The 25,656-nt window shown below is 68.9% G+C and carries 19 protein-coding genes and 1 riboswitch; of the genes, 10 read left to right on the top strand and 9 right to left on the bottom strand.

What is annotated here, in order from left to right; all coding sequences use genetic code 11:
- The coding region (locus GT354_RS25640) for a CDP-alcohol phosphatidyltransferase family protein (protein ID WP_346012169.1) at window positions 1-1,188 on the bottom strand (1,188 nt) is incomplete at its 3' end.
- A gap of 497 nt (window positions 1,189-1,685) precedes the next feature.
- Here GT354_RS25640 and GT354_RS25635 point away from each other — a divergent pair.
- Window positions 1,686-4,478: a bifunctional glycosyltransferase family 2 protein/CDP-glycerol:glycerophosphate glycerophosphotransferase gene (locus GT354_RS25635; protein ID WP_161358737.1), complete on the top strand. Its 2,793-nt coding sequence runs from the start codon at window positions 1,686-1,688 to the stop codon at window positions 4,476-4,478.
- Complete coding sequence (locus GT354_RS25630) at window positions 4,475-5,629, top strand: glycosyltransferase (protein WP_346012168.1); 1,155 nt, start codon at window positions 4,475-4,477, stop codon at window positions 5,627-5,629. The genes GT354_RS25635 and GT354_RS25630 overlap by 4 nt, the downstream gene beginning before the upstream one ends.
- A gap of 109 nt (window positions 5,630-5,738) precedes the next feature.
- Here the strand turns inward: GT354_RS25630 and GT354_RS25625 are convergent, their stop codons facing one another.
- The 4 genes from GT354_RS25625 to GT354_RS25610 all read right to left on the bottom strand — a co-directional run bounded on the left by GT354_RS25625 (window position 5,739) and on the right by GT354_RS25610 (window position 10,065).
- Window positions 5,739-7,313, bottom strand: a complete 1,575-nt coding sequence (locus GT354_RS25625; protein ID WP_161358736.1) for a glycosyltransferase — start codon at window positions 7,311-7,313, stop codon at window positions 5,739-5,741.
- Entirely contained in the window at window positions 7,310-8,689 is a 1,380-nt protein-coding gene (locus GT354_RS25620; RefSeq protein WP_161358735.1) for a N,N-dimethylformamidase beta subunit family domain-containing protein, read from the bottom strand. The genes GT354_RS25625 and GT354_RS25620 overlap by 4 nt, the downstream gene beginning before the upstream one ends.
- A gap of 259 nt (window positions 8,690-8,948) precedes the next feature.
- On the bottom strand, window positions 8,949-9,374 hold the full coding sequence (locus GT354_RS25615) for a DUF2304 domain-containing protein (RefSeq protein WP_161358734.1): 426 nt from the start codon (window positions 9,372-9,374) through the stop codon (window positions 8,949-8,951).
- Window positions 9,375-9,378: 4 nt separating this feature from the next.
- The gene (locus GT354_RS25610) at window positions 9,379-10,065 is read right to left on the bottom strand and encodes a glycosyltransferase family 2 protein (RefSeq protein WP_161358733.1); all 687 of its coding nucleotides are present in this window, start codon (window positions 10,063-10,065) and stop codon (window positions 9,379-9,381) included.
- A 726-nt stretch (window positions 10,066-10,791) separates the two neighbouring features.
- Between GT354_RS25610 and GT354_RS25605 the strand changes: the two genes are divergently transcribed.
- From GT354_RS25605 to GT354_RS25595, 3 genes are all read left to right on the top strand, one after another.
- Window positions 10,792-12,450 carry a hypothetical protein gene (locus GT354_RS25605; protein ID WP_161358732.1) on the top strand — a complete coding sequence of 553 codons (1,659 nt, stop codon included), beginning with the start codon at window positions 10,792-10,794 and terminating at the stop codon, window positions 12,448-12,450.
- Window positions 12,451-12,573: 123 nt separating this feature from the next.
- Window positions 12,574-12,993 carry a DUF2304 domain-containing protein gene (locus tag GT354_RS25600; RefSeq protein ID WP_161358731.1) on the top strand — a complete coding sequence of 140 codons (420 nt, stop codon included), beginning with the start codon at window positions 12,574-12,576 and terminating at the stop codon, window positions 12,991-12,993.
- A gap of 58 nt (window positions 12,994-13,051) precedes the next feature.
- The gene (locus GT354_RS25595) at window positions 13,052-14,410 is read left to right on the top strand and encodes a hypothetical protein (protein ID WP_202512280.1); all 1,359 of its coding nucleotides are present in this window, start codon (window positions 13,052-13,054) and stop codon (window positions 14,408-14,410) included.
- 115 nt (window positions 14,411-14,525) lie between these two features.
- Here GT354_RS25595 and GT354_RS25590 read toward each other — a convergent pair whose 3' ends face one another.
- From GT354_RS25590 to rfbB, 3 genes are all read right to left on the bottom strand, one after another.
- Entirely contained in the window at window positions 14,526-15,485 is a 960-nt protein-coding gene (locus GT354_RS25590) for an NAD(P)-dependent oxidoreductase (RefSeq protein WP_161358730.1), read from the bottom strand.
- A 71-nt stretch (window positions 15,486-15,556) separates the two neighbouring features.
- Complete coding sequence (locus GT354_RS25585) at window positions 15,557-16,459, bottom strand: glycosyltransferase family 2 protein (RefSeq protein WP_161358729.1); 903 nt, start codon at window positions 16,457-16,459, stop codon at window positions 15,557-15,559.
- 70 nt (window positions 16,460-16,529) lie between these two features.
- A complete protein-coding gene (rfbB, locus tag GT354_RS25580; RefSeq protein ID WP_161358728.1) occupies window positions 16,530-17,507 on the bottom strand; it encodes a dTDP-glucose 4,6-dehydratase in 978 nt (325 codons plus the stop codon).
- 68 nt (window positions 17,508-17,575) lie between these two features.
- Between rfbB and rfbA the strand changes: the two genes are divergently transcribed.
- The 3 genes from rfbA to GT354_RS25565 all read left to right on the top strand — a co-directional run bounded on the left by rfbA (window position 17,576) and on the right by GT354_RS25565 (window position 20,941).
- The gene (gene rfbA / locus GT354_RS25575) at window positions 17,576-18,472 is read left to right on the top strand and encodes a glucose-1-phosphate thymidylyltransferase RfbA (RefSeq protein WP_161358727.1); all 897 of its coding nucleotides are present in this window, start codon (window positions 17,576-17,578) and stop codon (window positions 18,470-18,472) included.
- 13 nt (window positions 18,473-18,485) lie between these two features.
- On the top strand, window positions 18,486-19,094 hold the full coding sequence (gene rfbC / locus GT354_RS25570; RefSeq protein WP_161358726.1) for a dTDP-4-dehydrorhamnose 3,5-epimerase: 609 nt from the start codon (window positions 18,486-18,488) through the stop codon (window positions 19,092-19,094).
- Window positions 19,095-19,237: 143 nt separating this feature from the next.
- The gene (locus GT354_RS25565) at window positions 19,238-20,941 is read left to right on the top strand and encodes a hypothetical protein (RefSeq protein ID WP_161358725.1); all 1,704 of its coding nucleotides are present in this window, start codon (window positions 19,238-19,240) and stop codon (window positions 20,939-20,941) included.
- A gap of 43 nt (window positions 20,942-20,984) precedes the next feature.
- On the opposite strand, the gene GT354_RS25560 is transcribed toward GT354_RS25565, so the two are convergent.
- A complete protein-coding gene (locus GT354_RS25560) occupies window positions 20,985-22,265 on the bottom strand; it encodes an acyltransferase (protein ID WP_161358724.1) in 1,281 nt (426 codons plus the stop codon).
- Window positions 22,266-22,442: 177 nt separating this feature from the next.
- On the opposite strand from GT354_RS25560, the gene galE reads away from it, so the two are divergent.
- Together galE and GT354_RS25550 are read left to right on the top strand one after the other, a co-directional pair.
- Entirely contained in the window at window positions 22,443-23,408 is a 966-nt protein-coding gene (galE, locus tag GT354_RS25555) for a UDP-glucose 4-epimerase GalE (protein WP_161358723.1), read from the top strand.
- Window positions 23,409-23,781: 373 nt separating this feature from the next.
- Window positions 23,782-24,002, top strand: a riboswitch (cyclic di-AMP (ydaO/yuaA leader).
- A 3-nt stretch (window positions 24,003-24,005) separates the two neighbouring features.
- Window positions 24,006-25,460: a transglycosylase family protein gene (locus GT354_RS25550; RefSeq protein ID WP_161358722.1), complete on the top strand. Its 1,455-nt coding sequence runs from the start codon at window positions 24,006-24,008 to the stop codon at window positions 25,458-25,460.
- Window positions 25,461-25,656 lie beyond the last annotated feature (196 nt).

Genomic DNA, 25,656 nt, shown 5'->3' with positions numbered 1-25,656 from the left:
GCCCGGGGCGGGGACGCGCAGCCGCAACCGGCCGATCAGCTCGGCGAGCGGCCCGCTGTCGGTGAGCGCGGCGAGGTGCTCCCCGACCTGGGCGACCGAGGGCGCGCGCCGCGGCAGCGAGCGCAGAACGCGCCCGAGCGTGGTGTAGCACGCGGCGAGCACGCAGCCCACGATCAGCACGACGAAGGTGATCCGCGGCGTCGTGGTCGCGGTGAGCACCGCGATCAGCGCCCAGCGCTCGCCGATCGGCAGGATGATCATCCGGCGGGCCCACACGGTCCAGCCGACGTTGTTGAGTTTGCCGGACAGCTTGGCGCCGGCGCCGCCGTCGGCGGCCTCGTCGTCTCCCCCGCCGATGCCGCGCCGGGTCTCGTTGAACGAGAAGTCCACGATGTGCCGGGTCGTCATGACCACCATCGCGACCAACGCGAGGGTCCACACGTCGTCGTCGTGCCGGGCCGCGCCGAGCGCGAGGCCGGCGTAGACCGCGTACTCCTTCGCGCGGTCGAACGTCGCGTCCAGCCACGACCCGATCCGCGAGTAGCTCACCGCGTAGCGCGCGAGCTGCCCGTCCGTGCAGTCCAGGACGAAGGAGAAGTAGAGCCCGAGCGCCGCGCCGATGTAACCGGCCCGGGTCCCGGTGGCGGCGCCGGCGGCCGCGGCGAGCGCGACGATCAGCGACGCGACGGTGACCTGGTTGGGAGTGAACCCGCGGCGGGCACACCAGCGCGCGAGGTAACGCGACCACGTGCTGACCGCGAAGGTGGTGAAGAAGCCGTCCCTGGCCTTGACCGCCGAGACCAGCCGGATCCGCTCGTCGTCGACCGCGGCCGCGGCGGCGCTCGCCCGCTCGCGCTCGGCGTCGTCGCGGGCGACCTCGGCGACCAGTTCACCGAGCGGCACCTCGCGCACGGACGTGCCGGCGGCGAGCAGGCGTTCGGCGATCAGGTCGGGTACACAGGCGTCCGCCGGGACCGGCCCCAACTCGGCCAGGGCGCGGGCCGCTGCTTCGCGGGCCTCGCCCTCGACGGCGAGCACACCGGGTACGTGGGCGGCGGGAAAGCGGGTGTCCGCGACGACGAGCCGCAAGGCGTGTCGGTGGCCGACGAATCGGGAGTCCACCAACGTGACACGGTCGGTGCTCGCGCCGAGGCGGCCGCCGATCTCGACGACCGCGACCACCTCGATCTCGGGCACGGGCCGGGAGAGAACGGCGAGGTCCGCGAGCAACGGCGTCGGATCGTGTCGCGCCGTGGAAGTGGACGAGTCGGGCGCCGTGATGACCAGTGCCGTGGACAGGCGCCATCACTCCTTATGAGCGGTCGCCGCAGCAACGCCGATGTATAGGTGTGCGGGGCGAAGGCCCCGGGTGAAACAACGAGACAGGTTAGCCGATCTCGGGGAACCGACGAACACCAGCCGACCCCTCTCCCGTCGCGAGAAAAGTCCGTTTCCGGGTGCAACCATGAAGGGTCGTCCATACGTCGTTTCCGACAAGGACAAGTGAAGGTTGCCTGCATGCCGTTCGCACGACGATCTGCCGGTTGGTTAGGATCGGCGCGGCTCGTGTGGGGGCGTGCGGGGAGTGAACACTCGCTTCCATCGAGGCCGCCATCGCACGGAACCGGCCGGGGAAGCGTTCGAGGCCGCGATCCGCGCCGTCCGCAGAACCTGGAGGCATCCGCATGACCGTGTCCTCCACGCCCGACGTGAGCGTGGTCGTCATCGTCTACAACGACGCAGACCGACTGCCGCGAGCGGTACGGTCCGTGCTCGACCAGACGTTGCACAACCTCGAAGTGATCATCGCGGACGACTGCTCGACCGACGACACTCCCGAGGTGGCGGCTCGACTGGCGGCCGAGGATCCACGCGTGCGCTACGTGTGCCTGGAGCACAACAGCGGTGGTTGCAGCGGCCCGCGCAACAAGGGCATCGAGGTCGCCCGCGCCCCCTACCTGATGTTCCTCGACAGTGACGACGAGTTGCCGCCGCACGCGTGCAAGAGCCTGCTGCTCAACCTGGAGGACACCGGCGCGGACTTCGTCACGGGCGAGGTCGAGCGGATCTTCGAGGCCACCGGCAAGACCGGCCTGTGGTACCCGCATCTGTTCGCGGAGCGCGAGGTCGTCGCCGGGATCCAGGACAAGCCCGAGATGCTCTTCGACGCGCTGTCGACGAACAAGATGTACCGCAAGGAGTTCGTCGACCGGCACGAGCTGCGCTTCCCCGAGGGCATCCACTACGAGGACCACCTCTTCTCCGCCCGGGCGTTCTGCCTGGCCAAGTCCTTCGCCGTGGTGCCGTGGGTGGTCTACCGCTGGTACCTGGCCGCGGAGACGGAGAACCTGTCCATCTCCAACAGCCGCCACAAGATGCAAAACGTGGTGGACCGGTTGGCGGTGGCCCGTCTCGTGGACGAGTTCATCGAGAGCATCGGCCGTACCGAGACGCTCAAGACCGCCAAGGACGTCAAGTTCCTGCGCCACGACTTCCGGCTCTACCTCGGCGACCTGACGCAGCGTTCCGCCGAGTGGGTCGCGGAGTTCGCCGCGCTCACCAGGCCGTATCTAGTGACGCTCGCCGACGAGGCGTACGCCCAGTTGTCGAGCAACGAGCGGATCTGCCTGTACCTGTTGCGCGAGGGCCGGCTCGCCGAACTCGTCGAGCACGCGCGCGTGCTGAGCCGACCCGGCCTGGCCCCGCGGCACGTGTCCTACGACGACGGCCATGCCTACTGGGGCGACTCCGTTCCCGAGACCGACCTCGCGCGGATGTTCCTCGACGTCGGTGAGCGCCACTTCACCGAGCGGACCTTCGACGCGGCCATACTGCGCCACGAGGTCGAGTCCGTGCGCCCCGAGGGCACCGCACTGCGCTTGACCGTACGCACGTTCGACCCGGGTCGGGTCCTGGGCCACGACGCCACCGACGCGCGGCTGAACCTAGCCACCACCGGCAGCGCGCTCAAGACCCGATTCCGGCTCGCTCCCGACGTCGACGGCCAGTTCGTCGGGGAGGTCCTGCTCGACCTGGCCAAGGTGCCCATCGGCGTCAACGGCTTCGAGGGTCGCCGCCACCCCACCGTGACGCTGGAGCGCGCCGGGCAGCTCAACACCAACCTGCTCCTGGCGCCGCTGGACCTGAAGCCGCTCACTCGGCCGATGACCTACCGTCGGATCGAGACGCACGAGCTGCGGGTCGAGGTGGAGGCCAAGGACGCAGGCCGCTTCCAGATCGTGTGGACGCGCGTCGGGGCGTTCAAGGAGGTCAGCCGCCTGGGCCCGGTGCAGCGGCAGATCAAGCGCCGGGTCAAGGCCGTGCGCAAGAAGATCAACAGCCACGAGAACAAGGCGAGCGTCTACCAGGCGCTCAGCCGGTTGCCCGTGCGCAAGGGCCTGGCCCTGTTCGAGACGGTCGAGGGCAAGGGCTACCTCGACAACCCCCGCTACATCCACGAGGAACTCGTTCGGCAGGGCCGACCGATCGACGTGGTCTGGTCGCACAACGGCGACACGTCGTCGTTCCCCGAGGGCGTCAAGCTGGTGCGCCGGGGCAGCTGGGAGTACGTGCGCACGATGGCGCGCGCACAGTACTGGGTCGACAGCCACAACCTGCCGTCGATATACGGCAAGCGCAAGGGCAACCACTACCTGCAGACCTGGCACGGCCAGACGATGAAGACCGTCGGCTTCGACGTGCCGGCGCTGCGCAGTGGACCCGCGGCGGGCCGGGAGAAGCACCAGCACATGGTGGACCGCTGGGACCTGCTCGTGTCGCCCAGCGCCGAGTTCGAGCGAACCTTCGTCAACGCCAACAACTACAAGGGCCCGCTGGTGCGTTCGGGGTATCCGCGCAACGACGTCCTCGTGCGCAGCGACGAGCCGGAGCAGGTGGCCAAGGCAGCCGAGGTGCGCGCCCGGCTGGAGGTTCCCGAGGGTGCGCGCGTGCTGCTGTACGCGCCGACGTTCCGCGACGGCGAGCGCAGCTCCGGGTCGTCGATAAGGATCGACCTGGAGGAGCTCGTGGAGCGCCTCGACGACGACTGGATCGTGGTCGTGCGCGCGCACTACTACGACCGCTTCCAGGTGCCCCGCGACCTCGCGCACGTGGTGCGCAACGGCGCCGACTTCGCCGACATCAACGACCTGATGCTCGCGGCCGACGTGTTGGTCACGGACTACTCGTCGTTGATGTTCGACTACGCGAACCTGAACCGGCCGATCCTGCTGTACGTCGACGACTACCAGGCCTACAAGCACGGTTCGCGCGGCACGTACTACGAGCTCGAGGACATCGCCCCGGGGCCGATACTGGTGGAGACGTCCGAACTCGCGGACGCCTTGGCCGACATCGACGACGTCCGTGCCGAGTACGCGGAGCGCTACGCGCGCTTTCGCGAGATGTTCTGTTCGTACGAGACGGGGCACGCCAGCAAGACCGTGGTGGACGCCTTCTTCGGTGAGGATTCGCAGTGAGCGCCGGCCGCACCCGCAACATCTTCTTCGTGGGTATCGACGTCGATTCCCTGGGTGGATCGCAACGCGTCATCCACACCCTCGCGCAGGGCCTGGGCCTGCGCGGGCACCGGGTGGACGTGGTGGGCATCCGCACGTCCGCCGACCCGTTCCCGTACAACCCGGACCGGGCGTACACGCACACCAACCTCTACCCGGACCAGTCGGCGCCCGCGTGGCACGCCAAGTCGATAGGCGAGCGGCTGAGCCCGGCACGCAACCTGGAGGCGCGCCGCAGCAAGGCCGCGCGCTCGGAGGCTCGGGCCCGCCTCTCCGAGCGCTTCGCGGCGGTGCCCGACGGCTTCGTGATCTTCGGTTCGCCGTGGGCGGCGGACTGGACCCTGAGCCTGTCGTGGCCGCATCTCAAGAGCATCGGGCAGTACCACGAGTCCTTCCTCCAGGCGAAGACGTCGGAGAACAAGGGTCTGATCCAGCGGCACTACCCCAAGCTGGACAAGGCGGTGTTCCTGAGCCAGGGCGACGCGGACGAGTTCGTGCGGCTGCGGCTGCCCAACGCCGGCGTGATGCCCAACCCGCTGAGCTTCTTCCCGGACACGGTCGCCGACGCGGGCAGGCGTCGGGTGGCCGCGGTCGGTCGCCTGGAGGCGATCAAGCGCACCGAGCGGCTGATCACCGCGTTCGCGACGGCCACCCGGGACGGGCACCAGGACTGGGAACTGCACCTGGTGGGCGACGGGCCCGAGGAGGAGTTCCTGCGCAACAAGGCGGCCGAACTCGGGCTCGGTGACCGGGTCGTCTTCCGCGGTCGGATCACGGACATGCCCTCGCTGTACGAGGAGATCGACATCCTCGGTCTGAGCAGCGAGAAGGAGGGCCGTCCGATGGCCCTCGCCGAGGCCGCCGCGTTCGGGGTCCCGGCGGTGAGCTTCGACCTGTCGGCCGGCGTGCGCGACCTGGTGGTCGACGGTGAGACCGGATTCCTGGCCCCGCCCGGCGACGTGCCGGGGCTGGCCCGGGGGCTGCGCACACTGATGGACGACGAGCAGTTGCGTCGGTCGTTCGGCAAGGCCGCTCGCGAGCACGTGCGCCCCTACGCGCTGCCGTCGGTGCTCGACCGCTGGGAAGCGCTGTTCGAGGAGATCGACCGCTGACGGGTCGGCCCGGACCCGACGAGACGGCCCGCCCCCCACTGTTGTCGGGGGCGGGCCGTCTCGTCGGGCGCGCAGGGCTTGGGCGCGGTTCGGTTCGGGCGCGAAGGGCTCAGTGCCGTCCCAGGCGGCCGTTCAGGACGCGGCGCGCCCCCGCCACGCCGTCGGCCACGCGCAGCGCCAAGGAGCCGTTGGCGGTGGTGTAGGGCTGTACGAGCAGCACGCCGTGACGCGAGGAGCGCACCCGTCGCCCCGGGCCGCCCACGGCGCGCAGCCGGGTGGTGATCGCCTCGGTGTCGCCACAACGCACGGTCGCCCACAGATCCCACGTGTTCATCGCCGTGCCGTGCGCGAGTGCCCCGAGGTCGAACTCCAGGTGCGCGCGCCAACCGTCGCCGACGGGCCGCATGCGGGCGGATCCCAGCTGCCGCACCTCGTCGCCGAGCCGGTGCCGGGCCTCGACGGACAGCGCGATCGGCCGGTGCCGCGCGAGCAGTCCGTACTGTTCCACGACGTGCACGTCCAGGTCGACGCGCGCGCCCAGTCTGCGGGTGAATCGGGGCGTGCCCTCGACGCACAGCGGCAGGTCGGCGGCAGCGGCCCCGGTGAGACCGTCCAGGCGGTTCAGGGGACGATCCGCGGACCACACGGGCTGCCCGTCGGCGTCGGCGGCGTAGGGCGGCAGCAGCCGCGCCGGAGCCGCCGAGAGGTGAGCCAGTCGGACCACGTCGACCGGATGCTCGGCCGCCGACAGGAGCGCACCGGCCCAGCGCGCGGGCATCGGCGCCCGCCGGAACGCGCCGGGCGCGAAGCCCGCCAGGTAGGTCCGCGCCGCCGTCCACCACTGCTCGCGATAGTCGTCGGAGCGCACCGGCAGCTCGCGCAGGTACAACGCGAGGTCGTGTCCGAGGAACTTCGCCTGCGCGGCCTCGGCCAACTCCTCGTGCCCCGCGGTCCGCAGGATGTCGACGACGCAGCGGTGCGCCTCGACGCGGTCGAGCCAGTTGCGGATGCCGTCCCGGCGCAGCGAGATCGACGGGTTCGTCGCACCGCGCCGCACGTGCCAGAGATAGACCGTGTCGGGGATCACCGACAGCCGAGGCTCGGCCGCGTACACGCGCGCGGTGAACGAGAAGTCCTCGTAGTGCGCGGCGCCGTCCGGGAACCGGATGTCGTGCAGGTCCAGGAACGCGCGTCGGTAGAGCTTGTTGACGCACAGCGTGTCCCACAGCGTCTCGGGCCGCTCGGCGATGCCCTCGTGGGTGGACCGCTCGGCGAACAACCTTGGCTGCCACGGCACATCGCGGCCCTCGGGCAGTTCGCGTCGGACGGCCAGGCCGGCCACCACGTCGGCGTCGTCGGCCCGCGCGGCCCGGGCGAGCGCGGTCACCGCGCCCTCGGGCAGCACGTCGTCGCTGTCCAGGAACAGCACCCACTCGCCGCGCGCGGCCAGGATGCCGTCGTTGCGCGGGGTGCCGCAGCCACCGCTGTTGACCGTGCGGTGGACGACCCGGACCCGAGGGTCGGCCGCGAGCGCGTCGGCCACGCGGGGGGTCTCGTCGGTCGACGCGTCGTCGACGACGACCACTTCACCCACCACGTCGCCCTGCGCGAGGGCGGACGCCACGGCGGTGGGGAGGTGGTCGGGGTCGTCGTACGCGATGACTACGACCGTCGCCCCGATCACGACTGGAGCATCTTGGCGAACAGGTTGCCGGTCACGCGTTGAATCTTGCGAGCCGGTTCGGTGTCCCAGCCGAGGTACACCGCCCAGCCGAACGTGCCCGCGTTGAACACCCACGCACCGGACGGGGCTCGGTACAGGACCGTCTGTTGCCGGTCGTGCAACCCCCCGGTGTTGGTGAACCAGCTGTCGGAGAGCACGGCCATCTCGGTGTAGGGCGGCAGTTTCATGCCGGTCACCTGGTGATCCGACTCGCCGCGGACCGCACCCGCCAGCTTGTCGCCGTCCTTGACGTGCGCGCCCGACCACATCCAGTGGTTCGCGCCGCGCACGACGAGCGGCAGGTGATCGGTCGGCACGCCGTAGCCCATCTGGCCGTAGCACGAGCCCCACAGCATCTGCTCGGGCTGCTCGACGTCACGCCACAGCTTGGCGGCGCCGCGCGTCGCGGCGAGCGGGTCCGGCTTCTCCTTGTAGACGCTCAGGCGCAGGTCCTTCGAAGCCGTCGTGGGCTCCAGGCGCACCCGCCAGTAGCACTGGTTCGCTCCGAAGGACGCGATGTGCACGCCCTTCTCCTTGCCCTTGTCGAGCACGTTGCGCATTTCCTGCGACCAGTACTCGTCGTGCCCGGGGATCACCAGGACCTTGTACTTGGTCGGGTCCACCCGGCCCTCGTGCAGGTCGAAACTGGAGACGTAGGTGACGTCGTACTTCTGCATCTCGGCCCACATGATGAACATGAGTTCCTGGTCGATCAGCTTGGTCGTGCCGCCACCGGCGTTGGGTCGGGCGAAGGAGACCTGGGTGCTCTTGAGGTCCGGGTCGAGCTTCTTCGAGGCGTTGTAGCCGTAGTAGACGCTCTGCCCCGAAATCCCGTCCATGGGATAGAGGTTGTACGCCTGATACGTCGCGAACGGCAGGATGCACAAGAAGTCTGCCTTGCGGTGGTCCGCGACGGTGAACGAGACGTAGTTCTGGAATCCCTTCTCGTTGGTGAGAACGGCCAGGTAGGCACCCGAGAGCCAGTCCTTGGGGATCTGCAGCGACCAGCTCTTCTTCCACTCGCAGTACACCGTGCGAGCGTCCGGGTTGGGGTCGATCTTCGGCTTGTCCTGGGTTATCCCGTCGATCTGGGGGGACTTCAGCAGCAGGCGGGCGCCCTTGCCGCCGTAGTAGCCCAGGCGGTAGACCGAGACCGTGAAGCGCTGTACCGGGTTGACGGTGACGAAGAAGTCGATCGTCTGTCCGGCGGTGACGGTCGAGGTGGACGCGTAGCCCTGGCACTGGCGATCCGTGTCGTTGGACGCGTGACCGATCTTCCCGTGTTTCCAGTCCTCGGTGCCCTGGCGGGCGTTCTCGTCCGCGATCACCTTGGACACAGCCGGGTTCGCCGCCTGTTTCACAGGTCCCGAAGGCTTCGCCTTCACGGGCGCCGGTTCGGATTCACCGCGGCTCGCCGCGACGCCTCCTGCGGTTGCCACGACGGCCCCCGTCCCGAACAGACCGAGAACGGCGCGACGGCTTACCTTCGGAAAACGATCCATTGCCATGCTGAAGCCAAGCTCCTATCCGAACCACGACCATCACGCCGCGCGCGCACCGGGCAGCCGGCGTCCCGCGTCGTCGATCAGGTGGCGATCAAAGCTGCGATTGTCGAGTCGAGCCCGACGCCGCGTCCGGGGCTTCGGGGTTCTCCCTCGGCAGACCGGGCTTTGCATCGAGGCTGTGTCCCATGTTGAGAATCTGCGCTTCGCGAATGGCCACGTTGCGCGCGAGATCCGTGATCTTCTTTTCCAGCGAACGAAATCTCATATACGTATTCAGCGTCATGAAGGAGACGCCGACCACGAGGCCGTACAACACCAGGTCGCTGCCGCGTCCGACGCCCAGTTTGTTGGCGACCCACGTGGTGTCCTGGGGTCGCAGGACGGCGTACACGTTCGCGCCCACGAACAGCATGAAGGCGACGCGTTTCCAGGCTCTCGTGTGAACCCGGTCCCATTGATGTACGAAAAGCGTCAGGAGAAGGCCCGCTCCGAGGAGCAACAGCACCTGGATCCACATGGCCTCACGCTCCCCGTTGGCGCACCGAGATGTCGAACAGGATGTTCACTCCGTTGATCAGCGACTGACCCTTGGCCCGTGAATAGTCCGTGTAGCGGACCTGGACCGGGGCCTCGGCGATGCGCAGGCCGGAGCGGGCCAGGTAGTTCACGATCTCGGAGGCGTGCGCCATGCCGTTCATCGTGATCTGCAGCTTCGCGGCGGCGCCCGCCGTGAACACCCGCAGGCCGTTGTGCGCGTCGGTCAGGTGAAGTCGCCGCGACGTCGGGCTCACCGCCGCCGCCACCCGCAGGACCACCCGCTTCATCTTGGGGATGTCGGTGGTCTTCTCCAAAAAGCGCGATCCCAGGACGACGTCCAGGTTCTCGTCCTGCGCCTTGGCGACCATCGCCTGCGCGTCCTCGACCCGGTGCTGGCCGTCGGCGTCGAACGTGACGATGTACTCGCAGCCCGGCTGGGACAGGGCGTAGGAGAAGCCCGTTTGCAAGGCCGCGCCCTGGCCGAGGTTCACCGGGTGACGAATGAGATGGGCCGCGGTCGCGAAGACCTGCTGAGCGGAGCCGTCGCGGCTGCCGTCGTCTACGCAGACGATGTTCGGGAAGACCTGTGAGGCCTCCTCGACGACGCCGGCAATCACCTGCTCCTCGTTGTAGACCGGGATCACAACCCAGGTGTTGCTGAGGTCGAGCACCAGAAGGCTCCAAGGAGACTAGGTGGCCCCTGCCGGCAGTACCGATCAAGGGCAACAGCAGAGGCGGGTAAATTTACTCGCCCTTTGCATCGCGTGCCATCAGGGGATCGTCGGAACGACCGGCAGCAGCCCTGACAACGTCGCGCCCCACTGGTGACACGCGCCTGCCGGCGGTCTGGTTGCATCCAGTAGGCTCGTCCCGCCATGAAAGATGCCTCCCCCGAGATTACTACGTCGCACCGGAGCGTTTGGTGTCCGTGCGACGACACCGGGCAGTGAGGGTGCGGCGCGTCGGCCAGGCGCCGCCTCCCGGACCGTCGAGAATCTCTCGAACCGCCCCGACCCGTGCCGCAGAGCGGATGGCCGAACACGTGTGCCGCATCCGCATCGCGAGCGCCCTCGCCCCCGGCGAGGTGACGTGCTGAGACACGTCACGGGCGCTCACCGTCCGGGTTTCGGGCGTGGCTCCGGTGACGATGTGCGCACCGAGCGTGATCTCGGTTCGCTCGCCTTCGGGACGGACGAAACGGTGCCCGGGTCGGCGTCGGTTCGCAGCAGGTCGCGGGGCGACGTCGAGGCAACCGCGTCCGACATCCACTCCCGGGATTCGCGCGGCACCCGGATCGCGCGCCCGAAAGCAGTCCCTCGCGCAGCTGCCGCCGGCGGACTCGGCGCACCCCCGCTCCAATCGCCAGAACACGCTTCGGCGTGAGAGGAGACCAGTTCGTGGAGACCGCCGTGGCAGACGAGCGTGCCACCGTGCCGCCGACACCGGGCGCGTCGGCCGACGCGTCGACCCCCCGGCCGCGTTGGATGCGGCCCGCGCTCGTGGGCGCGGAAGGCGCCGTCGCGATACTGACCGCTCTGTTCTTCCTGGGGTTGAGCACCTTCGTCAAGGTCGACCCGATGGATCGGATCGGCCAGGTCAGCGGACTCGCCGCATTGCTTCTGCGGTTCTTCCTGATCGGCCTGCTGCTCGTCGCGCTGCTGATCGCCGCCTACCGCTTCGCGGGACCGCTGCTGCGCGAGTGGGCCACCCGCCTCTCGTGTGCGGCCGTCGCCGGCCTGTCCACCGGGCTCGTGGCGGGCGGCGCCCGAGTCGCGTTGTCCGACACGCCGTGGCCGTTCAACGCGGACCAGGGCGACGCCGGGCATCTCGCGAACTGGGCCGCGGGCCAACCGGACGACAACGGTCTGTATCCGCCGGTGGTGCCCAAGGTCCTGGAATTGATCTCGGACGCCTTCCACGACGGCAACACGTCGTACGGCTTCAAGACCATGGAACTGCTGTTCATGGCCTTCACCGGCCCCCTCGCGTATCTCGCGTGGCGCATGTTGCTGCGCCCGATCTGGGCGCTGGGCATCGGCGTACTGGCGACCGTGCCGGTCTGGGACCCGTACAAGCCCTACTCGGCGCTCGTACTGCTGTTGTTCTTCCCGGTGATGATCCAGGGCATCCGGATGCTGCGCCGTGCGCCCGAGACACCGTGGCGGCCGTTGCTGGGCTGGGCGGTGGGCCTGGGTGTCGCCATCGGGCTGCTCTTCGACACCTACTCGGGCTGGTTCGTCTGGTCTGCCGCGGGCATCCTCGGCGCCGTCCTGTTCGTGTTCCCCTGGCGGCGCGGCCCGAAGAAGGCGCTCGCCTACCTCGGCGCGATGGTCGTCGTGACCGTGGCCGTGTGCGGTTCGTACCTGATCGACCTGCTGACGGGTTCGAAGACCGCCGTGGACGACTACTTCTACTTCGACGCCTACACCGATCCCGGTTACTTCGAGATGTGGCGGCACGACCTCCCCGGCGTGGTGAGCGAGTGGCCGATGCGCGAAGAACTCGGCGGGGTCGGCCTGTTCGCCGTGCTCATCTTCGTCGGCCTGGCGGTCGCCCTCGCACTGGGCATGCGCCGCTCGTTCGTGATCGTGGTGGCTCTGTCGATCGCGAGCACGTTCCTGATGCGTTTTTGGTTCGCGTCGCACATGTATCAGGACCAAGCCGTACAACTGTGGCCGCGCACCAACATAGAACTGGTCTACGGGTTCTTGTTGATCACCGGATTCGCGGTGAAACTGGTCGTCGATCGAGTGCGGGCCGGCGGCCGCGTGGGGGCACTGCTGCCCGAGCGCGTCAAGGGCGCCGCGGGTATGCCGATCTTCATCGGCGCCTTCTGTGCCTTGCTGTTGTTCTTCGCCTCGGTAGGATCGGCCACCGCCAACCGGTACATGCCGCAGGCCCCGCCGAGCATGGACTCGTACAAGGATCGCGGACTGGGCACACTTTCCTGGTTCGCGCACATGACGGCCAAGCCCGACGGCACGTGTCCCAAGTGGGCCGTGGACAAGCAGTGCCTTCCGGGCGACCATCCGTGGCTTGCCAAGAAGAACAAGTAGCAGCGGCGGTCCTCGACGCGCACACGCCGTCGAGGACCGCTCTCGAACCCGTTGTTCCACCCTCAGACAAGTGGGAGCGCTTGGTGTCCAGCCACAGCACTGTCCGAAGCGGGGCCTGACCGTATGTTGATCCAGATTCTGCTTCTCGCCGGCGCCGCCGGCCTGCTGGCCGTGTTCGTTGTCAAATGGGACAAAGTCGGCACCCGGGCCTGGAAGCGCGTCGCCTTCATGCTGTTCGTGGGCGCGAACGTGTACGCCGTCCTGCGACCGGAAGACACCACGTGGGTCGCCAACAAGGTCGGCGTCGGCCGCGGTACGGACCTGATCCTCTACCTCCTGGTGGTCGGGGTCGCCTTCATGACCTTGAATTCGTACATGAGGTTCCGCTCGCTGGAGAAGAAGATCACCGACCTCGCCCGCAGCGTCGCGATCAGCGAGGCACAGTTGCTCAACGCCACCCGCACCCCCGAGGAGGACGACGCCACGTCGACCGCCGTCGAGAGTGAGTTGGCGCAGACCACGCGGGGATCCGAACGCTCGTGACCGGTGGCCCGGGCCGCGTCGAACCGCCCACTGTCCATTCCAACTTCGCATCGGTTCGGTGATCGTGAATCTGGTCTCGCGCGCCGTGCGCGCCCTTCCCCCGGGTACCCTCCGCGTCGGCATCGGCGTGGTCGTGCTGGGTGCCGCCTCCTACGTGCACCTCGCGCTCGCCGGGCACACGTTGTCGCCGGACAGCATGGCGAACGTCTCCGTTCTGTGGACCATCGCCTTCTCCGTCGGCTACGGCTTCTACACGCCCGTCGAGCAGGAGATCACCCGCATCGTCGCGGCGCGGCACATCGGCGGCGAGGGGGCCGCCCCGGTCCTGCGCCGAGGCACGATCCTCGCCGGCGGAATCCTGCTCGCGATCCTCCTCGTGGTCGCCGCGGCCGGCGTCCCGATCTCGGACCGGCTCTTCGGCGGACAGCGATCGATGCTGTTCGCCCTCGCGGGCGCCTTCATCGGGCTCGCCGCGACCGCGGTCACCCGCGGAATCCTGGCCGGGCTCGGCCTGTTCCGCGAGTACGGCGCCCAGTTGGCGATCGACGGCGGCCTGCGGATCGTCTTCGCGATCCTGCTCGCGGTGCTCGGCGTCGAGTCGGCGCTGATGTTCAGTCTGATCCTGATGGTGGCGCCGTTGCTGTCGGTGGTGGTGACCCTGCGGCCGGTGCTTCGACACGCGTTGCCCGGCGCCACGGTCACGTGGAAGGCGATGTATCGCGGCCTCGCACTGCTGATCGTCTCCACGATGCTGTCCCAGATCGTCGTCAACATCGCGGTCATCAACGTCAAGATCCTCGAACCCGGCGAGGTCGAACTCGTCAGCGCGCTGCTGTCGGCGATCGTGCTGGCCCGCGTTCCGCTGTTCGTCTTCACGTCGTTGCAGACCTCGCTGCTCCCCGGTCTGGCCGGCGCGCACGCGTCCGGCGACCACAAGATGTTCCGCCAACTGGTGCTGCGCAGTTGCGGCATCGTGGCCGCGCTCGGCCTCAGCGGCGGACTCGTGGCCACCGTGCTCGGCCCGTGGCTCGTACCGACGCTGTTCGGCTCACCCGAGGTGCTCGGCACCGCCGACTTCGCGTGGTTCTCCGCCGGCACACTGTGCTACATGCTCGCGCTCGTATTGGGCCAAGCGTTGATGGCGCAGGGAGCGCACCGGCACCAGATGTGGTCGTGGGTGGTGGGCGTCGCGGGACTCGTGGCCGTGACCGCCTCGCCCGGCTCGATCCAGGTCCGGGTCGAAGTCGCCTACCTCACGGGCTCGTTGGGCACCGCGCTGATCATGGCGGTGCTGTTGCGCACCCTCGGCAGGCGATCGTCGAAGCTCCGTGCCGACGGCGCCGGCGCCGAGTCCGGCCCGGGCGAGGCGCCGCTCGGTGTTCCCCTCGACAGCGTCGCGCAGGCCCGCCGGGCCTGAGGCACACGAACGAAGGAACCGGCGAGTCCCCCGGTCCCGGTACGGGACGGACGAACTCGCCGGTTCCTTCGGCGGCCGATCGGCGTGGGCGGCGAGTCGGTGCCCGCGGTTCGTCCTAGTGGCTTGCCCACAGGGCGGCCATCGACCGGTCGAGGGAGCGCGTGGGGCGCCACTTCAACAGCTCGTCGGCCTTGCCGATGTCCAAGCACTGCCATTGCTCGCCCGGGGCGGCGTCGGTCGAGGACTCCTCGACCACCTCGGCCGGCACTCCGCTCGCCGTCACCAACATCCGGACCATGTCGCGCGCGGCGACGCCCGATCCCCCGCCGACGTTGAAGACGCCGCGCGCCGTCGATTCCGCGGCCGTGACCACGGCGTCCACGACGTCGTCGAGATCGACGAAGTCGCGCCGTGCGCCCAGCGTCGCGAAGGTCAACCGCAGTGGCTCACCCTCGCCCGCGCCCGCCGACAGCCGGTCCGCGACGTTGCCGAGCAGGCTGTGCGCGGGTTGTCCGGCACCGACGACGTTGCCCACCCTGAGCACGATCGCGTCCAGGTCGTCGGCCTCGACGGCTCGCGCGATGCGCTCGGTGCAGCGCAGCTTGAGTTCGCCGTACGGCATGACCGGCCGCGCCGTCGTGTCCTCGCGCATGACGACGCCGACCGGGGTCAGTCCGTACTCGTGCACGGTTCCGAGCTGAACCACGCGCGGGGCGGGCCGCAGGGCCGAGGCCGCCGCGAGCACGTTGTCCACGAGCGTGACGTTCGCGTGGACCATCTCCTCGTCGGACAATCCCCACATGCCGCCGGCCGCGTTGATCACACAGGTCACCCCGTGTTCGCGAAACAGCGCCGCCAGTGCCTCGGGAGCCGCGTCCGAGACGTCGAAGGGAACGAAGGTCGCCGCCACCGGGACGGCCGGCTCACGCCGACCGATCGCCAACACGTGATGTCCGCGTGCCGTGAGCGCCGCGCACAGGGGGCGGCCGATGAACCCGGTCCCGCCGAGCACGGCCACCCGAGCACTTCCCGCGGAAGCGACGTCGGCGGCTTCGTCGGCGAAAGGTTGCGGCATCTGCTTGATCTCTTTCCGTCGGGTTCGGTCGACCGGGTCCGCCGGCGCCGCGTGGGGCGTCGACGCGCAGGTCAGCGCGCGCGGCGCACGGGGCCGAAGACGTGCGAGAAAATCTTCGACACGCTGTCCTTCTGCTTGGTCTTCACCGCGCCGGGCAGCAGCGTCAGCGCGTGCAGGCGCGACGCGACGTGCAGGCGCGCGACCTTGGCCGCGCGCGGCCAGCCACGCGCCTCCATCGCCTCGGCGGTCTCCAGGAAGAAGCGGCGTTCCTCGTTGAAGCGGGCCCCGCTGTACGCCTGGGCCGACGAGATGCTCGCGGCGTGCCGACGGTATTGGAAGCACAGTTCGCCGGCGACCACCATGCGCTCGTCGCGCAGCAGCAGGTCGAGCACCAGGGCGAGGTCCTGGGTGACCTGGAGATCGTCCCGGAACGGCACCGCCTCGAGCGCGTCGGCGCGCCAGCACATCGACGGGAAGTACAGCCAGTTCCCGCCGATCAGGCTCGCGGCCAGTTCCTCACCGGCCATGACCTTGAAGCCGTCGACCTTGGGCGCGTACACGCGACGCTTGGTCTCGTCGACGAGGGTCTTGACCGGCTTCCCGTCGCCGTCGATGACCTCGACGCCGGGCTGCACCATCGCCGCGTCGGGTGCCACCGAGATCGCCCGGCGCACGGCGGCCAGGTAGTTCGGCAGCATGATGTCGTCGGTGCCCATGAGCACGACCCGGTCGAACTCGACCAGGCTCACGCACTTGCGGTAGTTGCCGGAGACGCCGAGGTTGCGCTCGTTGCGCCGGTAGCGCACCCGCTCGTCGCCCAGCCCGGCGAACCACTCGGGGACGCCGGGCTCCTTGCCGTCGTCGACCACCGTCAGGCGCCAGTCGGGGTCGGACTGCGCCAGGACGCTGCGCACGGCGGCTTGCATCAGCGGAACCGAACCGTAGTACGGCAGCATGATGTCGAACGTTGTCATGGCTTCATACACCTATGTGATCGGGCGACGGAAACGGATGTTCGGCAGCGCATCCACCATCGGCCGCAGGTCAGGCGCCGGAGCCACGCGCCTTCAGCGGCTCCCACCAGGACCGGTTCGACCGGTACCAAGCCACGGTGTCCGCCAATCCTTGTTCGAAGGATACGGCCGGAGCGTAGCCGAGTTCGTCCTGGATCTTGGCGATCGACAGCGAGTAGCGCCGGTCGTGCCCCTTGCGGTCCTCGACGGTGCGCACCATCTCCCAGCCCGCGCCGCACGCGTCCAACAGCAGGCCGGTGAGTTCCTTGTTGGTCAGCTCGACGCCGCCGCCGATGTGGTAGATCTCGCCGGCCCGACCCAGGCGCATGGCCTTCTCGATACCGGCGCAGTGGTCGGCGACGTGCAGCCAGTCGCGCACGTTCTCGCCGTCCCCGTACAACGGCACGTGGTGGCCGTCGAACAGGTTCGTCAGGAACAGCGGGATCATCTTCTCCGGATACTGGTGCGGCCCGTAGTTGTTCGAGCAGCGCGTGACCACGACGTCCATGCCGTGCGTGCGGCATGCCGCGAGGGCCAGCAGGTCGGAGCCGGCCTTGCTCGCCGAGTAGGGCGAGTTGGGCGCCAGCGGCCAGTCCTCGGTCCAGGACCCTTCGGCCAGCGAGCCGTACACCTCGTCGGTGGACACGTGCACGAAGCGACCGACGGCGTGCTTGCGCGCGGCGTCCAGGAGCACCTGGGTGCCGACCACGTTCGTTTGCACGAAATCCATCGCGCCGTTGATCGAGCGGTCGACATGGGATTCCGCGGCGAAGTGCACGACGACGTCGTGGCCCGGCATCACCTGGTCGACGAGTTCGTGGTCACAGATGTCTCCGTGAACCAGCGAGTAGGCGGCATTCGCCTCGACGGCCGCCAGGTTGGCGACGTTGCCCGAATAGGTAAGCTTGTCCAGAACGGTGACTTCGTCCGACGCGTCAGGACGGTCAAGAAGGCCACGTACGAACTGCGAGCCGATGAAACCGGCTCCACCGGTGACCAGGATCCTCATGGTTACGGGAGTGTACACGGGGGTTGTGGCCAACCGGCTGCCCACGCCCAGCGCATAGGGTGTGCGGCATGCGCGGCATTCTTCTCGCAGGCGGCACGGGTTCGCGTTTGTGGCCCCTGACCCAGGCTGTGTCCAAGCAGCTCATGCCTGTCTTCGACAAGCCAATGATCTACTATCCGCTCTCGACCCTGATCATGTCCGGCATTCGCGAGATCCTGGTCGTGACCACTCCACATGATCAGGAGCAGTTTCGACGCCTCCTGGGCGACGGATCGCAACTCGGTCTGCGTTTGGAATACCTGGCGCAGGAGAACCCCGGCGGAATCGCGCAGGCATTCGTGCTGGGCGCGGACTTCATCGGTGACGAACCCGCCATGTTGGTTCTGGGCGACAACATCTTTCACGGCGTCGGTCTCGGTCGGCAACTGCGGGGGCACACCGACCTCGAGGGCGCGCGCGTCTTCGCGTGCCCCGTCGCCGACCCGAGCGCGTACGGCGTCATCGAGTTCGACAGCGCCGGACGCGCCCTGTCGATCGAGGAGAAGCCCGCACGGCCCAAGTCCCGCTACGCGGTGCCGGGGCTGTACTTCTTCGACAATCAGGTCGTCGAGATCGCTCGGGGGCTCAAGCCCAGTGCCCGCGGCGAGTTGGAGATCACCGAGGTGATCGCCGCCTACCTCGCCACCGATCGACTCAGTGTGACGCTGCTCGATCGCGGCACGGCCTGGCTCGACACCGGCACGTTCGGTTCGCTCGTCCAGGCGGCCGAGTTCGTGCGGGTGATCGAGGAGCGTCAAGGTCTCAAGATCGGTTGCATCGAGGAGGCGGCATGGCGTGCCGGCTTCATCGATCAGGAGCAGGTACGCGCGCTCGCGACCCCTTTGGTCAAGAGCGGCTACGGCAAGTACCTCTTGGACTTGCTCGAATACGGCGAGGGCATCGCCCCGATCCCCGACAACGGCTGAGGACGTCGCTCGCATGGATATCCGTCCACTCTCCATCGACGGGGTCTGGGAGATCACGCCCCGCCTGCACGGCGACCCGCGCGGGATGTTCACCGAGTGGTACCGCTTCGACCACCTCGCGGAGGCCGTCGGTCATCCGCTGGATCTGCGCCAGGCGAACCTCTCGGTGTCCGCCCGCGGTGTCGTGCGCGGTGTCCACTTCGCCGACGTCCCGCCCGGCCAGGCCAAGTACTTGACCTGTGTGCGGGGCGCGTTGCTGGACGTGGTCGTCGACCTGCGGGTCGGTTCGCCGACGTTCGGCCGCTGGGAGAGCGTCCTGCTCGACGACGTCGAACGCAAGGCGCTGTACGTGTCCGAGGGCATCGGCCACGGTTTCTGCGCACAGTCCGAGGACGCCACCCTGGTGTACATGTGCTCGGCGACCTACGCTCCCGGTCGCGAGCACACGGTGCACCCGCTGGACCCGGATCTGGCCATCGACTGGCAAACCGACGACGAGCCGGTGCTGTCCGACCGCGACGCCAAGGCGCCCTCGCTCGACCAGGCGCGGCGCTCCGGTCTGCTGCCCGATCGCGCGACGTGCGATGCCTTCACCCGATCGCTCGGCGCCGCCGGCGCCTGACCGCGCCCCGAAACACGTCACGTTCCGACGGAATCCGCTCGGGACGTGTTCAGCATGCATGTGGTTGTGCCGGACCGCCCGCGTGCCATCCCACCGGGGCGGCCGGCAGAACCTTGTTCCGCTCCGGCTCGAAGGAGAACTCCGTGGAGACCGCCCCGTCGCCCACCCTCCCCACCTACACTCCGCCGCCGGCCACCGCGCGAGATCCGTCGCCCGGTCCCTGGTGGCGACGCCCGCTGCTGGTCTCGGCGGAGGCTTGCGTGGCGATCCTCACCGCCGTGGTGTTCGCCCAGTGGGCCCGAACCATCCGGGTCAACCCGCTCGACCGGATCGGCCAGGTCAGCGCGCTGGCGATGCTGCAGTTGCGGGTGGCCGTCATCGGGATCGTCGTGATCGCGGCCCTGGTGATCGCCTACCGGCGGTTCGGCCCGGCCTGGCAGGCCATGGTGGTCCGCTTCTCGTGTGCCGTCGTCGCCGGGCTGATGTCCGGCTTCATCGCCGCCGGATCCGCCGTGGGGCTGCGCGGAACTCCCTGGCCGATCAACGGCGTCCACGGCGACGCGGGCACGCTCGCGAACTGGGCGGCCGCGATCAACCGCGGGGAGTCGTTGCCTTCCGGCGTCTACCCACCGTTGTTCCCACACGTACTCGCCGTGTGGGCGGACGTGTTCCGCGACGGCAACACGTCGTACGCGCTCCAGGATCTGCAGATCGTGATCATGGCGCTGATGGCGCCCGCCGCGTATCTCGCCTGGCGCCTGTGGTTCCAGCCGCTGTGGGCGCTCGCGCTCGGCGTGACCAGTGCGATTCCGCTGTACGAGCCGATCAAGCCCTACACCACGATCGTGCTCGTCGTGTTCGTGCCGATCATCGCGAAGTACATCCAGGTGTTGCGCCGAACCCCCCTGATGAAGCCGCGTGACCGGGTGCTGGTCGGAGCCGGGTTCGGGGCGATCCTCGGCATCCTGTTCATCAGCTATTCCGGTTGGTTCGTGTGGTCGGCCGCCGGCGTGCTCGTGACGTGCCTGTGTGTCCTGCCGTGGCGAAGCGGTCTCAAGGCCGCCCTGACCTTCGCGGCCGCGACCCTGGTGCCGTTCGCCCTCATCGGCGGTTCGTACCTCAAGGACCTGCTGGCCGGCGCGGGCGGCGAGAAGGACGCGTACTTCTACTTCGACACCAAGGTCGACCCCGCGTACTTCCTGATGTGGCGCGGCGACGCTCCCGGTGACGCGGGCGGCTGGCCCCCGCCGGGCGAACTCGGTGGCGTCGGCGTCTTCATGCTGATCCTGCTCGTCGGCCTCGCGCTCGCGCTCTACCTGGGCATGCGCCGCTCGCTGGTGCTCGCGCTCGTCGCGTGTCTGGGCAGTTCGTGGCTGATGCGCCTGTGGTTCTCGTCGCACATGTTCCAGGATCAGGCGGTACAGCTGTATCCGCGCACGTCCATCGAGTTGATGTACTGCTTCCTGTTGGTCGCCGGAGTGTCCGCGCATCTCGCGGCCGGTCGGTTGCGTGAACTGTGGACGCGACACGTCCGGCATCGCTCACCGGCGGCCGGACCCGTCGCGCCGCCACACAGCGGGGCCCGTTGGCGGACGACTCCGGGGATGCCGTTGACCATCGGCGCGCTCAGTGCGCTGCTGTTCCTGTTCGGGTCGGTCGCGTCCTCCATCGCCGACGACTTCATGCCGGTCGAGGGAAGCAGCATGGCGAACCTGACCTACAACTCGCACATCCTGCAAAAGGCCGACGGCAAGTGCCCCACGTGGGCGCCGAAGCACAAGTGCGAACGGCTGGGCACGCCGCCGTGGAAGGAACCCACCCGCAAGGGCGACGCCGAGACGGGGTGACCCGCGGCGTCGGGGCCGGGGCCCGAAGGCCCCGGCCACAGCGCTAGTTCCGGTTCGCGGAAACCGTGGAAGGCGTCGTCGGGCTCACCGAGACCGGCGTCGCCTCGACCGCCTCCGCGGGTTCGGCCGGCGCGTCCTTCACCGGCGCGCCCGCGGCGTCCGTGGGCCACGGCCGAAACCAACCGGGCGTCCAGTCCTTGAGCTTCATCGCCTGCTTCTCGACGGCGTACCACGAGACAGCCGCCAGCACGAACGTGCCGACGAGGGACAGGCCCAGGTAGGCGGCGAACCCGTGCCGATTGTGTCCGAGCACCACCAGGGCCTGCTGGACGACGAAGCCGTAGATGTAGATGCCGTACGACAGGTCGCGCTTGCGACCGACCACGTGGCACTGGCGCGGCAGCCGTACGGCGAGCCACATCAGCGCGTACGCGAAGGCGGGAAGACCGATCACGAAGAAGGCGCCGTAGCGCATACTGGCGATCATCACCACGATCGACACGACGCCCAGCACGTCGTTGATCGGGATGCGCTCCTGGTAGAGCTGGAAGAGCATGCCGAGGCAGAACAGGAACGTCAGGTAGATGAGGTACTGACTGAACAGCGGGCCGACGAACTCGCTCAGGATCGGCACGTCGATGTTCTCGCCGTCCAGGCTCTGGTGTCCGCGCCACGAGGGGGCGTCCAACAGGTCCTGGATCATCCAGCCCCACAGCAGCGCGGTCAGGGGCAGCAGGATTTTGCGCGACCGGCGCAGGATTCCCGCCCAGGCCAACACCGCGACGAACAGGTAGCAGGCCATCTCGTAGGCGAGCGACCACAGGGCTCCGTCGAAGCCGGAGTCGAAGGCGTGGCCCTCCTTCTTCGCGGTCGCCAGGACGCCCGAGACGTCGTACTGCCGAAGTCCCGTCCACCAGTTGGCCTTCGCGTACTCCAACGGGCCCTCGTCGTGGCTCCAGAAGCCGTCGATCGAACCCTGCTGCCGCCAGTAGAGCAGGGGGGCCACCACGAACGCGACGAACAGGACGCACACCCACAGGCCGGGCAGGATGCGCAGCATGCGGTGCCACAGGAAGCGCCCGGTGGTCGCGCGCATCCCGCTGCGGGTGATCAGGAAGCCGGACAGCACGAAGAAGCCGTACACGGCGAACCGCCCCAGGCCGACCTGCATGCCCGAGAATCCGTTGCCGAACTCGGTGGTGCCGAAGCCACCGAGGATCCGCGCGTGTGCCACCACGACCGCGGTGGCAAGCAACACTCGAATAAGACCGATGCTGTTCTCTCGCCCGGAGAATCGCTCGGCGAGCGTTCCCCGATGTCCCATGCCGAATCCGCGTCGCACGCACAATGCCTTTCGCCAGCGGCTGTCGCAACGCGACACCGGATCGCTTGGTGGGCGATACCTGCGCCCCACTCGCGAGATCCCGTGCATGATAACGGTCGTCGTGCCCGCATCGGCGACTCCCGAGAGGCGTCCCGGCACCCGGATAGGGTTTGCCGCATGAACTGGCTTGTCACCGGCGGTGCCGGGTACATCGGGACGCATGTCGTGCGGGCGCTGACCGCGGCCGGGGAAGGTGTCGTCGTGCTCGACGACCTGTCCACCGGCGCACGCGAGCGGGTGCCGGAGGGGGTGCCGCTGGTCGTGGGTTCCGTCCTGGATCGGGCGTTGCTGGACGAGACGTTCCGCGCGCACACGGTGGACGGCGTCGTGCACATCGCGGGCAAGAAGCAGGTCCCGGAATCGGTGGTGCGTCCCCTTTATTACTACGAGGAGAACGTCGAGGGTCTGCGCACGCTCCTCGCGGCCACCGTCGAGGCCGGTGTCACCCGTTTCCTGTTCAGCTCCAGCGCCGCCGTGTACGGCATGCCGGACGTCCATCTGGTGGACGAACAGACGCCGTGCGCGCCGATCAACCCGTACGGCGAGAGCAAGCTCGTCGGCGAGTGGCTGATTCGGGCCACGGCGCGCGCGCACGGGCTCTCGTACGCCGCGCTGCGCTACTTCAACGTCGCGGGCGCGGGCGCGCCGGAGCTCGCGGACGAGGGTGTGTTCAACCTCGTGCCGATGGTGTTCGAGAAGCTTCAGGCGAACCGTGCGCCGCTGATCTTCGGCAACGACTACGACACCGCGGACGGCACGTGCGTGCGCGACTTCATCCACGTGGTGGACCTGGCCGAGGCGCACGTGGCCGCGGCGAGCCGGCTCGCGCGCGACGCGGACGCGCGCCTGGTGCTCAACGTCGGGGGCGGCGAGGGTACTTCGGTACGCGCGATGGTCGACCTCATCCAAAAGGTGACCGGCCTGTCCGACGTGGCACCGACGGTCGAGCCGCGCCGGGCGGGCGACCCCGCCCGGGTCGTGGCGAGCGCCGCGCGAATCGAGCGCGAACTGGGTTGGAAGGCCCGGCTGCAAACTCCCGAGATGGTCGCGAGCGCGTGGGCGGGTTGGCAGCGACGGCACTGACGGACCGCATTTGGTGACCGTGCGGCGCCGACCGGCGACGGTCGGCGCTGTGCTGTGAATCACCGTGATCGCAGGTGCGACAGGTCGCGTCGAGGGGCAAAGCGCCGATGCTGGGGCCTCTACCACTGGGGTCGATGTGACGCCTGTTCTCCGTGGGCCGTGTCTTGCTCGACCGGGCCGGGTTTCGCTCGCGAGCTTCGTCGCTCGGCCGGGGGTCTTCGGCCACTCAGCGCCAACATCTGTCCTTTGCGTAAAGGTCCATCTACATTGCGCTCAACCATAATTGCGACAATCGACTTCTATCCGGCACGGACTTGTGATCTTCCCGGGACCCTGCTTAGCGTTCCATCGTCCGTATCCCACACGGACCCCGATCGCCGGTACGCCGAATCCTGTCGCCGGCCGGTCGGGAGGCTGACGAGCACGAAACGACAGGAGCGGGGGAACCACAGGTGAACCGCCGCGAACGGCCTCGATCGCAACGATCGGGCGCCGGGGACGGCTTGGGGTGAAGCCACGTCCGAAGGACGTGGCCGGGCTATCGATCTCCGGCCCGAATCCGACAGCTCACCTCGTAGGCGTAGGAGAGGATCAGCAATGCTGTCTGGAACCGGGCGTCATCGTCGTCGGAGTCACAGCAGGACCACGCGTCTGATCGCCGCGGCCGGTGTCGCCGGTGTCGGCGTAGCCATGCCGATCATCGGCGCGGGAATGGCGCACGCCGCTCCCGAGAGCACGTGGGACAGGGTCGCCCAGTGCGAGAGCACGAACAACTGGAAGATCAACAACGGCAACGGCTTCTACGGCGGCCTGCAGTTCACCGCCAGCACGTGGCGCGAGTTCGGCGGCACGCAGTACGCGGCGCGCGCCGACCTGGCGACCAAGGGCCAGCAGATCGCGATAGCCGAGAAGGTCCTCGCGAGCCAGGGCCCCGGTGCCTGGCCGGTCTGCTCCGTCAAGGCGGGCCTGACCCGCGGTGGCGCGGCGGCCGACGTCGACACCTCTTCGGGCGGTAAGAGCGCGCCGAAGACGGCCACGACGCCGAAGGCGGGGACCAAGACCGAGACCAAGGTCCAGCCGAAGGCCGAGACCAAGACCGAGTCGAAGGTCGAGGCCAAGACCGAGACCAAGGTCGTCGAGGCGCCCAAGGTCGAGGAGAAGGCCGCGGCCCCGGTCGCCGAGACCCCCAAGGCCGCGCCCGTCGAGGCCGCTCCCGAGGCAGCCTCCGCCAAGACCGCGTCCTACGTCGTCGTCGCCGGCGACAGCCTCTCCCGGATCGCCGAGGCGCGGAACGTGCCCGGTGGTTGGCCGAAGCTCTACGAAGCCAACAAGAGCGTCGTGGGCCAGAACCCCGACCTGATCTTCCCGGGCCAAAGCCTCGCGGTCGACGGCTCGACCTCGGCGGCCAAGCCCGCCGAGAAGACCGAGGCCAAGACCGAGGCGAAGGTCGAGGCGAAGACCGAGGCGGCGCCCGCCCCCAAGGCGGAGGCCAAGACCGACCCGGCTCCGAAGGCGGCTCCGAAGCAGGAGGCCCCCAAGGCCGAGACGAAGACCGAGCCGAAGGCCGAGGCCAAGGCCGACACCAAGGCCAAGCCCAAGAGCGAGGCCGCGTCGGACACCACGGCCAAGTCCGCCACCGGGTCCGGCTCGTTCGTCGCCCCCGTGGCCGGCGGTTCGCTGAGCGCGGGCTACGGCACGGGCGGTTCGCGCTGGTCCAGCGGCCACCACACCGGCCAGGACTTCGCGGTCTCGACCGGCACCACGGTGCGCGCGGTCACCTCGGGCACGGTCGTGTCGGCCGGTTGGGGCGGCGCGTACGGCAACGAGGTCGTGATCCGGCACGCGGACGGCAAGTACACCCAGTACGCGCACCTGTCCTCGATCTCGGTCAAGGCCGGTACGAAGGTCCAGACCGGCCAGAAGATCGCGCTGTCCGGCGCGACCGGCAACGTGACCGGCCCGCACCTGCACTTCGAGGTCCGCACGACCCCGAACTACGGTTCGGCGGTCAACCCGATGACCTGGCTGCGCAGCCACGGCGTCGGCGTCTGATCCGATTCGCCGAACGGCGGGTGTCCCCTTCGGGGGGCGCCCGCCGTTCGCGTTCCTACAAAGACGGCCGAGCCTGCTCGGACGGCCGAGCCCGGTACGACGGCCGAGCCTGCTGAGACAGCCCAGCCCGCCGCGACCGCTCGCCCCCGGCCGCCCGCTCAGCCGGCCGAGGCCGCGGCCGGGCGACCGTCCCGGC

Source organism: Streptomyces sp. SID3343 (genome assembly GCF_009865215.1).
In the GTDB taxonomy this organism is placed as follows: domain Bacteria; phylum Actinomycetota; class Actinomycetes; order Streptomycetales; family Streptomycetaceae; genus Embleya.
This window is presented reverse-complemented; position numbering and strand designations above follow the sequence as displayed.